The organism is Pseudomonas sp. BIGb0164 (assembly GCF_024810135.1).
Taxonomy (GTDB): Bacteria; Pseudomonadota; Gammaproteobacteria; order Pseudomonadales; family Pseudomonadaceae; genus Aquipseudomonas.
This window is the reverse complement of sequence record NZ_JANUEA010000001.1, coordinates 635497-648332: the sequence shown is the minus strand read 5'-3', so window position 1 is coordinate 648332 and position 12836 is coordinate 635497. Positions and strand designations below refer to the sequence as shown.

13 protein-coding genes are annotated in these 12836 nt (G+C 59.3%); 4 read left to right on the top strand and 9 right to left on the bottom strand.

From position 1 onward, the window contains the following. Positions 1–366 precede the first annotated feature (366 nt). From dapA to M2394_RS02810, 3 genes are all read right to left on the bottom strand, one after another. Positions 367–1230 carry a 4-hydroxy-tetrahydrodipicolinate synthase gene (dapA, locus tag M2394_RS02820; protein WP_259171547.1) on the bottom strand — a complete coding sequence of 288 codons (864 nt, stop codon included), beginning with the start codon at positions 1228–1230 and terminating at the stop codon, positions 367–369. Positions 1231–1514: 284 nt separating this feature from the next. Beyond that, the gene (locus M2394_RS02815) at positions 1515–2495 is read right to left on the bottom strand and encodes an alpha/beta hydrolase (protein ID WP_259171546.1); all 981 of its coding nucleotides are present in this window, start codon (positions 2493–2495) and stop codon (positions 1515–1517) included. A gap of 6 nt (positions 2496–2501) precedes the next feature. After that, positions 2502–3893 carry a hypothetical protein gene (locus M2394_RS02810; protein WP_259171545.1) on the bottom strand — a complete coding sequence of 464 codons (1392 nt, stop codon included), beginning with the start codon at positions 3891–3893 and terminating at the stop codon, positions 2502–2504. A gap of 195 nt (positions 3894–4088) precedes the next feature. On the opposite strand from M2394_RS02810, the gene M2394_RS02805 reads away from it, so the two are divergent. Further along, entirely contained in the window at positions 4089–4991 is a 903-nt protein-coding gene (locus M2394_RS02805; protein WP_259171544.1) for an SGNH/GDSL hydrolase family protein, read from the top strand. Here the strand turns inward: M2394_RS02805 and M2394_RS02800 are convergent. From M2394_RS02800 to M2394_RS02780, 5 genes are all read right to left on the bottom strand, one after another. Next, the gene (locus M2394_RS02800; RefSeq protein ID WP_259171543.1) at positions 4988–5470 is read right to left on the bottom strand and encodes a VOC family protein; all 483 of its coding nucleotides are present in this window, start codon (positions 5468–5470) and stop codon (positions 4988–4990) included. The genes M2394_RS02805 and M2394_RS02800 overlap by 4 nt on opposite strands. A gap of 60 nt (positions 5471–5530) precedes the next feature. Then, complete coding sequence (locus tag M2394_RS02795) at positions 5531–6004, bottom strand: hypothetical protein (protein WP_176995906.1); 474 nt, start codon at positions 6002–6004, stop codon at positions 5531–5533. Positions 6005–6114: 110 nt separating this feature from the next. Next, complete coding sequence (locus M2394_RS02790; RefSeq protein WP_178920518.1) at positions 6115–7152, bottom strand: helix-turn-helix domain-containing protein; 1038 nt, start codon at positions 7150–7152, stop codon at positions 6115–6117. Positions 7153–7167: 15 nt separating this feature from the next. Next, positions 7168–7554, bottom strand: a complete 387-nt coding sequence (locus M2394_RS02785) for an ester cyclase (RefSeq protein ID WP_259171542.1) — start codon at positions 7552–7554, stop codon at positions 7168–7170. An 87-nt stretch (positions 7555–7641) separates the two neighbouring features. Then, entirely contained in the window at positions 7642–8751 is a 1110-nt protein-coding gene (locus tag M2394_RS02780; protein WP_259171541.1) for a tetratricopeptide repeat protein, read from the bottom strand. 155 nt (positions 8752–8906) lie between these two features. On the opposite strand from M2394_RS02780, the gene M2394_RS02775 reads away from it, so the two are divergent. Beyond that, positions 8907–9446 carry an AAA family ATPase gene (locus M2394_RS02775; protein ID WP_259171540.1) on the top strand — a complete coding sequence of 180 codons (540 nt, stop codon included), beginning with the start codon at positions 8907–8909 and terminating at the stop codon, positions 9444–9446. Between the two features lie 732 nt (positions 9447–10178). Continuing rightward, positions 10179–10883 carry an ankyrin repeat domain-containing protein gene (locus tag M2394_RS02770; protein ID WP_259171539.1) on the top strand — a complete coding sequence of 235 codons (705 nt, stop codon included), beginning with the start codon at positions 10179–10181 and terminating at the stop codon, positions 10881–10883. Positions 10884–11059: 176 nt separating this feature from the next. Here M2394_RS02770 and M2394_RS02765 read toward each other — a convergent pair whose 3' ends face one another. Beyond that, positions 11060–11575, bottom strand: a complete 516-nt coding sequence (locus M2394_RS02765) for a GNAT family N-acetyltransferase (protein ID WP_259171538.1) — start codon at positions 11573–11575, stop codon at positions 11060–11062. Between the two features lie 265 nt (positions 11576–11840). Here M2394_RS02765 and M2394_RS02760 point away from each other — a divergent pair, with 265 nt between their 5' ends. Continuing rightward, positions 11841–12824, top strand: a complete 984-nt coding sequence (locus M2394_RS02760) for a DUF1852 domain-containing protein (protein WP_178920511.1) — start codon at positions 11841–11843, stop codon at positions 12822–12824. Positions 12825–12836 lie beyond the last annotated feature (12 nt).

Below are 12836 nucleotides of genomic sequence, written 5' to 3'. Positions count from 1 at the left end.
CAAAAATCCCTGTGGGAGCTGTCGAGCTTCAGCGAGGCTGCGAAGGCGGCGGTTCAGGCGACATCACTGTTGACTGTGCCGCCGCCATCGCCGGCAAGCCAGCTCCCACAGTGGATCTTCGTCGTTGCACCGACCCCTGTGGAAGCTATCGAGCTTCAGCGAGGCTGCGAAGGCGGGGGGTCAGGTGACATCTCTATTAGCTGTGCCGCCGCTATCGCAGGCAAGCCAGCTCCCACAGTGGATCTTCGTCGTTGCAAAAAACCCTGTGGGAGCTGTCGAGCTTCAGCGAGGCTGCGAAGGCGGCGGTTCAGGCGACATCACTGTTGATTGTGCCGCCGCCATCGCCGGCAAGCCAGCTCCTACAGGTTATGTGCTTGGGTTGAGGACCGTGTGCAACCGGGCTTTCACCGCGTCGCTGGCGGGCTGCATCGGGGCGCGCAACTCGCAGTTGATCAACCCTTCCATGGCCAGCGCGGCCTTGACCGGTGCGGGGTTGGGCTCCATGAACATTGTGTTTATCAACGGCAATAACTGAAAAAACGTCGCCCGGGCTTCGGCCAGTTGGTTGTCCCGGACCTGCTGCCACAGCGCCACAAACTGCTCGGTGTGCACATGGGCGGAGGCGGCAATCGCGCCGCTGGCGCCGAGGCACAGGGCGTTCAAGAGCTGGATGTCCTCCCCGCACAGCACATCCACCTCGCCACTGGCCAACAGCGCCAGGGTGTTGCCCAGGTTGCCGCCACAATCCTTGATCGCGACGATGCGTTGATGGGCGACGATGTTCAGCAGTGTCGCCTGCTCGAAGGTCGCGCCGGTACGGTAGGGGATGTCATACAGGATGATTGGCACGCTGGACGCATCGGCCACGGTGCGAAAGAACGCTTCCAGGCCCGCCTGGGACGGGCGGATGTAGCTGGGCGCCGGCACCAGCAAACCGGCCACCGGGCGTTTGAGGATCTGTGCCTGGAACTGCAGCAGTTCAATCTGGTTGTAGCCCGCCAGGCCCATGACCACGCGGTGTGCCGGCACCAGTTGCAGCACGGCATCGAGCACGGCCAGTTGTTCCTGGCGGCTCAGCGCAGCCGCTTCGCCGGTGGTGGTGCAGACCATGATCCCGGCCACGTGTTTTTCCAGCAGGTGGCTGACCAGCCGGCGCAGGCCGATAAAGTCGATGGCACCGTCATGGAACGGCGTGACCACGGGAACCCAGATACCTTGAAACGCTGACATGCACTTTCTCCTGATGATTGACCGCTTGAGTCACCGTCAGAAGGGCAGAGGGAATTGTGCAAAGGGGAGGGAGTCCGTCGCGCTCAATGTCCTGTCAGCTCATCTGACGGGACAGCGCGCCCCGGTCACATGAGCGACTGTTTCTTCGATTTGAGGGCGTGCGCTACGCAACCTTGCGCCTTGGCAATCAAGCCAATAGCAGAAAGGTTAGCGAACGACGTAGCAGACATAAATTGTCACACCCTGAGTAAGGCCCCCATCTTCAGGGGAGGCTGGCGAATGTGTCAAGCCCGCCGCAGCTGTTCTCGCACAAATTGCGCGACCTGCGCGGCCAGCTCCAAGTCCTCCGGCGCGCCCATGAAACCACCATGGGGCATCGCTTCGAACACATGCAATTGCGCAGGCACCTGGGCCTTGAGCAGGGCACGGTGCATGCGCACGGTGTTGGACAGGAACAGGTCCCGTGTGCCGCTTTGCAGGAAGGTGGGCGGGAAGCCTTTCGTAAAGTCACCAAACAACGGTGACAGGTACGGGTGGGTCAATTCCGCGCCATTGGCGTACAGCAGGTTGGCGCTCATCAATGGGTTGGGCAGCACCACATCGACGGTGCGGTTGACCTGGAAACTGTCACCCGACTCGGTCAGGTCCACCTCCGGCGACAACAGCACCAGCGCGGCCGGCAGGGGCAAGCCTTCGTCCCGGGCCCGCAGTACCATCGCTGCCGCGAGGTTGCCGCCGGCGGAGCGGCCACCCATCACGATGTGCTGCGGCGCGTGCCGGGTGAGCACATGGCGATAGGTGGCCAGGCAATCATCCAGCGCGGCCGGGTAGGGATGATCGGGTGGCATGCGGTAGTCCACGCCGTAGCAGACCAGGTCGTGCAGGTCGGCCTGCCGGGCGGCGGCCAGGCGGCAGTTCTCACCGCCGCCGAACACCAGCGCACCGCCGTGCAGATCGATGTAGGCAAAGTCAGCCACGCCGCTGGCCGGCGTCGCGACGTGGACGGTGGCGTCGCCCAGGGTGATCGTCGCCAGGCTGGCCCGTAGCGATGCTTCCTGGCCTGCGTTGGCGGCGGCGTAATGCTGGGCCACGGCACCTTGCAGGCGGCGCCAGCCGTCGTGGTCGTCGGATGAGGGCATGGCGTGCAGCGCGTTCAGCGGCACCCCGTCCGCACCCACCAGGCGCTTGAGCAGCGCCTGGGCCTCGGGGCTGATCGAGTGTGGGACGGGTAAGGTCCGTGGGTCGATCTTGACGCCGTCATTCATGGTCACTTACTCGAAGGTGTCGATACGCGAATCGGAGTAGTAGAACGGGTTCTTGTCGGTGCTCGACTCAAAGAAGTAGGCGTAGTCGGTCAGGAAGTACCAATGGCTGACGCGCTTGTACTCGTCTTTGTCGTAGGTGCATGACAAGGCCTTGGCCGTGCCCAGCAGCTTCGGGTTGAGCTCGCTGGCTTGCAGCTCGCGTTCCACCACGCAGCGGGTGAGGTTGGGCTTGCCGTAGCTGCCGACGATATTGTTGAGGGTGGCGCGGGTGAACTGGTAAATCACGGTTTCGCCCACCGGCAGGGTTTTCCAGTTACCGGTGAAGCTCAGTTGGGTCACCGTCGAGCTTTCGGCCATGCTGCCGCCGCCGTAGCTGGATTTGGTCACCAGCTCAATCAGGTTGCGCCAGCTCACCGATTGCGACTCATAGCCCTTGCCGCGGTTGGCCACGCTCAGTTGACCGCTGGGCCCGTCCTGGCTGATGAAGTATTGGCTCGACAACTCACTGGTGGTGCCTTTGTAGGTCGAGGTGCCGACCATGTGCACGTATTTGAAACTGCGGGTGGGCTTGTCCAGGTTCAACTGGGTGATCGCCGCCAGTACCTGCGGTTGTACCGACGTGAGGGCGATGGTCACTGGGGCTTTCAATCGCGGCTTGAAGGCCGGCAACGCCGCGATTTTTTCCGGGCGGATGCAGACGTTATTGAACAGCAATTCATAGTCGGCGTTGCTGCCGGCGATCTTCTGGGGCGTCGGGAAACTGTCGACACGGCCATCGCTGACGCGGTTGTCGGCATCCATGTCGTAGCCGGCCAGTTCCTTGTAGGTGCCGGCGGCGCACGACACGGCGAAGTGCTCGCGCTTTTGCGCGTAAGGCGCGTTGTACGGCAAGTCGTTCAGCACGGACGGGTTGTCGAAGGCGGCCCAGAAACGGGTTTCGCCATTGACGTTCTTGATGCTGTTGGCGTCGATCAACACCCAGTTCTCGCGTTCGTTGGTCTGCACCAGGCGCCAGTCGGGTTTCGGCGTGTCGGCACAGGCGCGCACGAACGTCGGGTTGGTCTCCAGGGTGGCGCGCAGGTCGGCAGACAGCTTGCGTGCACCGCTGTAGCGGCCGGCGGCGGTCGGGTAGACGCGCTGGGCGCCGTCGAGGTAAAGCAGGTACAACTGCGGTGAGGAACACGCTGCCTCGAACTGCATGGTGCGGCGTACACCGGCCGTGGACTCCGGCATCAGCAATTCAAAGCTGAGGTTGTCGCCTTCGCGCACAATGCTGTTTTCCACCAGGGGCTGGGTCAGCGTGCTGGCGAACATACGGTCAACCGTGGATTTTTGGGTGGCACAACCGGCCAGTGTGGCGATGCCACCGAGCAACAACAGGGAAGAAATAACGCGCACAGAAGCCTCTTTGAGTCCATTCAGGGATGTAAGGATGACGGCAGGCAGCCCGTAATCTTTAGGCGGCAAGCCTAACGGCCACGGGTTTATCTGTATAGCCGGTTCGAAGCCGCAACCAGCTATGCCCGAGTCGCAATGGCGGCGGCGTGCGTTTGCCGAGCGGGTAGTCTTTGCAGACACTCTGGGAGAACCTCGATGATTCGACGCGCGTGTTTGGCAACGGCCCTGGCTTTTTGTGCATCGAGCGCCTTTGGCGCGTCGACCTACGACCACCTCTATGCTTTTGGCGACAGTTATTCGGACAACGGCGCGGGCGCTGCCTTCACGGCGCACTTGGTGCAGCAGAAGGTCAAGGACGCCCAGGCACTGCCGGGCGAGTTGTATTGGCAGGGCCGCTGGAGCAATGGCCCGACAGCGGTGGAAGGCTTGGCGACGGCCTTGAAAGTACCACTGACCGACTATGCCGTCGGCGGCGCCAAGAGCGGCCATGGCAACTACTACGCCTGGATGATGCCGGCGCGTGACACCGGCGTGCTGGGACAAGTCGCCGATTACCTGAAGACTGCGCCGGACCACAAGGCCGACCCCAAGGCGCTGTATTTCATTTTCATCTCGGCCAACGACTTTTTCGAATGGGCCGACTTCACCCATCCCGAGTCGGTCGAGGCGCTGAGTGAGGTCAGCCTGGCCAATATCCGCAAGGCCACCGAGCAATTGATTGCTGCCGGCGCCGGGCATGTGATGGTGGTGGGCACCACGGATCTGAGCCATGTCCCGGCGGTGGTGCAGGGCAATCAGGTCGAGCATGCGAAACGATACCAGCAGTTGCTCGAGCAAAAGCTGCCTGTAGCCCTGGCTGCGTTAGAGGCAAAGGTCACTTACTTTGATCATGTGGCGTTCAGCAATGCGCTGCGCGCCAACCCTGCAGCCAACGGCTTCAAGGACCTGGATACGCCCTGCCAGGCCACTTACCCGCAGGTGAAACCGGCCTGTGCCGACCCCGATGCGCATTACTACTGGGATGAATGGCATCCCACGCGCAAGGTGCACGCCCTGGCGGCCCAGGCGATGTTCCAAACGCTGGGCGCCAAACCCTAACGGCCGGCGACGGCGGCTTCGATGGCGGCAATGTCGATCTTGGTCATGGTCATCATCGCGTCGAAGGCACGCTTGGCGATCGCCGGGTCGGCGTGAGTGACCGCAGCGACTAATGCGCGCGGACTGATCTGCCAAGACAGGCCCCACTTGTCCTTGCACCAGCCGCAAGCGCTTGCCTGGCCGCCGTTGTCGATGATGGCATTCCACAGGCGGTCGGTCTCGGCTTGATCATCGGTGGCCACCTGGAACGAAAAAGCCTCGCTATGGGAGAACGCCGGACCGCCGTTGAGGCCCAGGCAGGGAATGCCCATCACGCTGAATTCGACGGTCAGCACGTCGCCCTGTTTGCCCGACGGAAAGTCACCGGGGGCATGGTGCACGGCGTGCACCGCGCTGTCCGGGAAGGTCTTGGCGTAGAAGGTGGCGGCGTCCAGGGCGGTGCCGTTGTACCAGAGGCACAGGGTATTTTTGTGGTTCATCGTCTGGCTCCATGGGGGGATGGGTCCATGGAGTCTAGACAATGGCTGTGCCTGCGAGCGCTACATGATGGTGTAGTCCCTGACCACGCCATTGTTGAGGTGGATGTTGAGGCGGCGGTTCTGTTGTTCGGGTGCGATGTTGTCAATGGCGGTGCGCCGCGTGTCGATGGCGTTGTCGTAGGTGTTGCCGGGGATATGGTTGGACACCAGCCCGAGCAAGTGCCGCATGGAGGCGTTGGCGGTGGTGGAAGGGGAGTAGTCCCAGGTTTCGGTGCCGTCGGATGCAATCGACTGGTTCTGCGGCTCGCCGTACATCGCCTTGAGCTGTTGGGCAGTGGTCTTGCCCGACACGATATGGGTGCGCACGTAGGTGGTGTCGAACAACGAAATATCGGGTCCTGACTTGCCCTGGATACCGGGTATGGACAGGCCGTTGAGGCTGCTGAGACCGTTGTTGCCACCGGCGCAGCCCGACAGCAAAACAGCAGCGACCAGTGGGGTGATGGCGTTACGAATAAGTGCACGACGGGCCATGATTTCCTCCGTTGATTCAGGGCTCTGAAACTGAGGCCAATCATAAAACGGCGAAAAAAACGCGGAAAAAATCTTCCTGTCCCAGCGTCTCAATTACTTGCCTGGCTGTCTCACGCGGGTGTCATTTGGCCCAGGATGGACCGCAGCGAAAAGCCATCATGCCGGTTCACCTGGCCCTGTTTGGCGTGTACGCCCGCCACGTCCCGGGCCTCTCGGGGGGAGTAGCCGAAAGCCTGCTTGAACGCGCGGCTGAAGTGCGCATCGCTCTTGAACCCGAACTGGAACGCTAGGCCGGAGACCCGATGCCGTGTGCCGCTGTCGCTTTGGATCATCACCCGTGCCCGGTTCAACCGGCGCTTCTGGATATACGCTGCCACGCCGGTTTCCTGGCTGAACAACCGGTACAGGTGCGCCCGCGAAATGCCTAACTGCTTGCACAGGAAAGTGGGGGACAACTCGGGGCTGCGCAGGTGCTGTTCAATCAGGCGACGGGCACGGTTGAGCAGGGTGTGGTCGATCTCCTGCGCGGCCATGTGCAGGTTCGCCAGCGACGGCGCGATGGCGGCCGAGACCATGCCCAGGGTGGCTTGTTGCGCGTGGGGGATTTCCCCGGGCAGCAGGCGTGGCAAGCGATGTTGCAAGGCGCGCATGTGGTCGGCCAGCAACTCGCTCAAGCCGCCTTGCAGCACCTGCCCGTGCAGGTCTTTGTGGCCCAGGCCAGGCGCCAGCAGGTCGCGGGGGATGGTGAGGATCACCGTGTCGCCGGCGGTGATCAGGCAATCCAGTTCACGGGCCAGGTCGAGGATGTAGATCTGTGAATTGCCAGCCGTCAAGGTGGCGCGGCCTGCGGTGCCGTTGATCGAATGGGACAGGCCCAGGCACAGGTAGTAATGGTCGAGGTGGTCACGGCGGATCATCTGGGCCGAGCGCTTGACCCGGTAAGGCACCGGGGCGCCGGTGCCATCCCAGGCGCCGCAACCCATCAGCAGCGCGCCCAGGTAACCGGTGGCCAGGCGGTAATTGAAGGCGGCGGCGTCCGGCTCGTTGATGGTGATATCGAAGATCGCGTTCACTTCCTCCCGCCACACGTCGAAGCGTTGGCGTGGCGGGTAGGGTTGGGTGGTAAAGGTGAACAGCGGGTTCTCCATGGCTGGCGCCCTCCATCAAAGCTGTTGTGCTATCGCCGCCTTATCGATGACTGACCAGACGTGCGCGAATTTCCCATCGATGACTTCGTAGAATACGTTTTCATCGAAGGTCACTGTCTTGCCGTTGATCGGCAGGTCGAAAAATTCACCCCTGGGGCTGACCTTGAAATTCAACCGACTGGCCACCGTGGGCGGGTCGGCCACCAGCAACTGAATGTGAAACACCAGATCGGGGATCTCGCGAAAGTCCCGTTCGAGCATGGCGCGGTAGCCGTCAAGGCCGACGGTGATGCCGTTGTAGCTCACCTGCGGGTGCACGAAGTCGCCAAGGTGCGCCCAGTCCTGGCGGTTGAGGCAATCGATGTAGCCTTGGTAAAGGACGGCGAGTTGATCGCGGGTCATGGGGCGCTCCTCTGTGGTTTAAAAGCGTTCGTCCAGGATGGCGGGCAAGGTCAGTTCTACATGGAGGTAAGCCTGCGATCTGTCTGCTTACTGTTCGCCGGTTATTTCACCAGACAATTGCCCAATTCCCTCGGGCGTTGAATAGAGGGTTTCCAGCGCCGCAACTTGCTCAAGTTGTTGCGGCGACAAGCTCTTTTCCTCGTGTTCCAGTTGACTGCGCATGTCTTCTTCCTGGCTCGGCGGACGCTGTTTCAGCGCAACGCGCAGGAGCGCGCACGCCTTGACCTTGCTGCGCTGAAAACCGCGGCCGGTGTCCATATTCATCGCGAGGGTCGCGGTTGAGAAGGCGTGGCTTTGTGCGGCCGCTTTCAAAAACCAACGGTTTGCCAGCGGATAGTCGACCGGCAATTTACCGCTGTCGCTATAGAGTCTGCCGAGGATGTACTGTGCATTGGCCCGGCCCTGCTCGGCAGAGCGCGTGAACCACTGCACGGCGGCGAGTGCATCAACAGGCATGCCGGTTCCGTCGAGGCTGGAGGTTCCGAGCATTTCGTAGGCGTCGGTGTTGCCAGCGTTGGCTGCCAGCGTGAGTAGATTCACGTACTGCTGAAGGTCGACCGGCGTACCCCGTCCCAATAAATAAAGGCTTGCCAGCAGCAAATGAGCGTCGACGATACCGGCGGCGCTCGCCTTGCTCGCCCAGAAAAAAGCGCGCTGGTCGTTGGTCTTTACACCCCTACCTGACGCATACAGTTTTGCGAGATGGTATTGGGCCTTGGCATGGCCTTGTTTGGCGGCTTTGCGAAACCACTTTGCGGCTTGAGCCGGATCAGCCGGTGTGTCCAGGCCATTCAGATTGGCAAATCCCAGGTAAAACTCGGCGCTCGGGAATCCCTGCTGGGCGGATTTGGTCATCCACTCAAAGCCCTTGGCGTTATCAGCCGGCACACCTTTGCCCTCAAAGAAAAAGATACCGGTCTTGTACTCGGCGAGCGCCTCGCCATTTTCGGCTGCGCGCAAGTACCAGGTTGCCGCTTTGACCGGGTCTTTAGGAAATATCACGCCTTCGTCATAGAAGCCGCCGATCAACAGGGTGAGGCTGTGCGGGTTACGCCATAGGGTGATAGAGAAGGTGATGACCAGGTAGGCCAGCAGGCCAAGAACCAGAACCCCGAGGGCAGTTGAGTAGCGGCGCACAGTCGAATCCGTTCGTGAGGTGGAGGGGCAGTGTAACGAGGTTGGCGCACGATGGCATGGGCGATGGCGAACACAAACGGTCATTGTTGGCTCGTAAGGTGTGCGGCCGAGTTTTCTTGTAGCATCCAACGCCGTTTTACATTCATGGAGAGCACATGCGGATCTACATCACAGGCGCTTCCTGCGCGGGCGTGACGACGCTGGGACGCGCCCTCACAACGTTGCTCGGCTTGCGACAAGTCGATGTCGACGACTTTTACTGGATGCCCACGGACCCGCCGTACACCACTAAGCGTGCGCCTGAAGATCGCGTGAGTTTGATTCAACAAACGCGCGGGGACGATGACTGGGTGCTGACGGGCTCGTGCAACGTGTGGGGTGATGTGTTGATCGCCGAGGCCGACCTCATCGTGTTTGTGGACACACCAACGCCGGTGCGCCTCAAGCGGCTGGCAGCACGTGAGCAGGCACGTTTTGGGGCGCGCATCGCACCCGGTGGCGACATGCACGAGATACACGTAGCCTTTCGCGAATGGGCTTCGCAGTATGACGATCCCCACTTTTCCGGGCGCAATAGAGCGCGGCACGAAGTGTGGATTACGAAACAGACGGTGCCTGTTCTGCGGATTGACGGGGAGGGCACTGTTGAAGGAATGGCGGCGCAAGTGGTGGATGCTGTGGAGTCGTATAAGTAGCAATCGGTTTAATCACGCTAGACGTGAAGCATGGGATGCTACGAACTACCGCTGTTAGCTATTTACCCAGGTTTTGATTCATCAAATTGTCCAGTACCGGTAACTCATTGGCTGCCTGCCATTCGTGTAAATGCTTGCATCCTTCCTCACTAACGTCTGCAAGGTTGCTGCGGGAGTCGCATACCGTGAACCAGTGCTGTCGTAGAGAGGGGTATTTTACAAAATCTTCCCGGGTAGGGGGTTGGTGAGTGGACAGGCGCAGCGCTGACAACACTAAAAGGGCAGACGCGCCGAGACCCATGGAATACTTTTTATACGTCATATCAACTTTCCGTCAATGAACTAACGAACACTGTTAAATGTTTAGGGCGCTGGGCGACTATAGAGGATAAATGGATCAGTAAAAGATCCACTTTTGACGCATTTCGTAGAACCATTGGTTTGCGATGTGTGCTAACCCCAAGCCTCAGTCACGTTGAAGGAACATCATGTGACAGCCCTATCCAAAGCGAGGCGCGGCGTTCATATCTCCTACGGCCAAGAATCGGCAGTCGGCGTCGGTTCTACCAATCGAAGCGCCTAGGCCAGGGACACTTTTTATATAGTCGCAGTGTTGAAGCATTAGGCTCGTACTGCCTGAAACACCCGACTGATCAACTCAGGGTGACTGACTTGCTGTTTCTTGGAACTCGCGCTACAACCCAAGGCACGGAAAGCACTTTGGAGGCAAGGATGAGTTATCAACGCGATCAGCTTATCGGCGACGTCACCCGGCACGGTACCCTGGAAGACATTCTTCCGATTCTGGGCCCTGACTATGACTTTGCAGAAGACGTAGACCGTATCGTCATCAGGGCGGCCCATTACGGGAACGAGGTGTTGGTTCGTCAAGCACTGGACCTCGGGGCGAATGCTGCAACAGGCGATGAGCATGGTTTCCCCCTGATCAGCGCATGCGGCTGCGGACGGCTTTCATTGGTCAAGCTGCTGTTGGAACGTGGCGCGCAGGTCAACGCTATCGGCCGGTACGGTGACACCGCCATACAATCGGCAGCCCGTAATGGCCAGATCAATGAATTGAAACTGCTGATCCAGGCCGGAGCCACCCTCGATGATGCGATGTATGCCGCCGTGGACCATCTGCGGATTCCGATGGTGAAGTTCTTGATTGAACTGGGGGCGCCCTTGGATAAGCCTGGAAACTTAGCGCTTACCCCGTTGTTGGTTGCGTGCTCCCGGGGGAAAAAGAAGGGCAGTGAAATAGCATTGTTGTTGCTTCGTGCTGGCGCCGATGCGACCTACGTGCGGGAGGAGGATGGCATGTCGGCGACAAAGTTCGCGCTGTGGGGCCAGTGTACGCAGGAGGTATTTACAGCGCTGCACCTCAACGGCGCGCCAGGCGTGGAAGACGGATTTCCCATCATCCGACTCGTATAACTGTAGTGAGCAGACTTGCCCTGCGCCGGGCGCGCCGCAATCCAAAATTGAGCGGTGCCAATCTGCCTGAAGAATCGCGGTATCTGTGTTGGCTGGCGCGAGCAAGCTCGCTCACTACAAGGAGGATCCTCCTGCGAAACCGGGTGTCTATGTGTCGGAGCGCGAACAAGGCCAGTTTACGTGGGCAAGAGCAACCCGTACCTCACTTCCGCAAGGCTAACACCGCCCCTTATCAGGTTACGCTCGCTACCAGGTTCCTCAATGCATCCTGCGCTGTGATAGAACCGAATGGCCCGTTCATTCAACGCCAACACCCACAGCGTCACTCGCGTAAAACCTTGCTGCCGTAAATGCTGCACGCCGACGTTCCATAGCGCCCGCCCGGCACCCGTTCTCCAGTATCCAGCCAAGACATAGATGGCCATGACTTCACCCGTATTGACCTCGGCGTCATCATCGCGGCTGTCTCCCACAGATACCCAGCCAACCACCTGCTGGTCCCGCTCCGCCACCCAAACGCCGGATTCGCCCGATTCAATCGAGCGAACCCAGAGCGATTCACGCCGAGCCAGGGTGGTATCCAGCGCGCTCAAGTAGTCGGCCGGCATCAGGTCACGGTAAGCCTCTTGCCAGCTGCGGATATGCACCTGGGCTATGGCGTTTGCGTCAGAAGCTAGTGCTTTGCGAATCATTGAAGTGTTCCTTGCCTGGCTGCTGTGAGTCCGTGCTGTTGCCCTCCAAGCATGGGCGCAAATCATGACAGTTGAAGGCTTGAGCGCAATCGAACACACCATGAGGAGCGCTAAAGATTCAGTGAAATCAATTCATTATCTATCAAGCAAAGGCTCGACCTAAAATAGCCTTAATGATTGAGACTATTAATATTGCTGAGCAAGACCAGAAGCTATCAGTCGATAAGTTCAGGTGTTGTTTCGGGTGTACGGGTGTGAAATTAAAATGAGTACAGACTTTACATTTGCTATCAAGCGCATTCAATTTGACGAACATTATCACCCCTCCGAAAACACGCGCATTACCACCAATTTCGCCAACTTGGCACGCGGGAAGAGCCGCCAGGAAAACCTGCGTAATACCCTGCGGATGATTGATAACCGCTTCAATGCCCTGGCGCATTGGGATAACCCAAAAGGCGATCGTTATTCGGTTGAACTCGAAATCATCTCCGTCGAAATGGACGTCAATACCGACAGCACCGGTAAGCCCATTCCGCTGATTGAACTATTGAAAACCAATATTATCGATCGCAAAACGGACGAGCGTATTGAAGGGATTGTAGGAAACAACTTCTCCTCCTATGTGCGCGATTATGACTTCAGCGTGCTGTTGCTGGGGCATAACAAGGACCGCGCAGGCTTCAGCACCCCCGACAATTTCGGCGACCTGCACGCCAAGCTGTTCAAGCATTTCGTGAACTCAAGCGCCTACAAGGCCAACTTCAACAAGCTGCCGGTGATCTGCCTGAGTGTTTCCAGCAGCAAGACCTACCACCGGACAGAAAACCAGCACCCTGTGCTGGGGGTGGAATACCAGCAGGACGAATACTCGCTGACAGACGAGTACTTCCAGAAAATGGGCTTGAAGGTTCGCTATTTCATGCCGCCCAACAGTGTTGCGCCGCTGGCGTTCTATTTCTCGGGTGACTTGCTGGGGGATTACACGAACCTCGAACTGATCAGCACCATCAGCACAATGGACACCTTCCAGAAGATTTACCGTCCTGAGATCTACAACGCGAATTCGGCCGCCGGTAAATCCTACCAGCCCAGTTTGAGTCACCAGGATTACTCGCTGACACTGATTGTCTATGACCGAGAAGAACGCAGTCGCCTGGCCATCGAGCAGGGGAAGTTTGTTGAAGAGAACTTCATCAAGCCTTACCAGGCTGTGCTTGAACACTGGTCCGCTCATTGCGCGCTTTGATTAATTAAACGT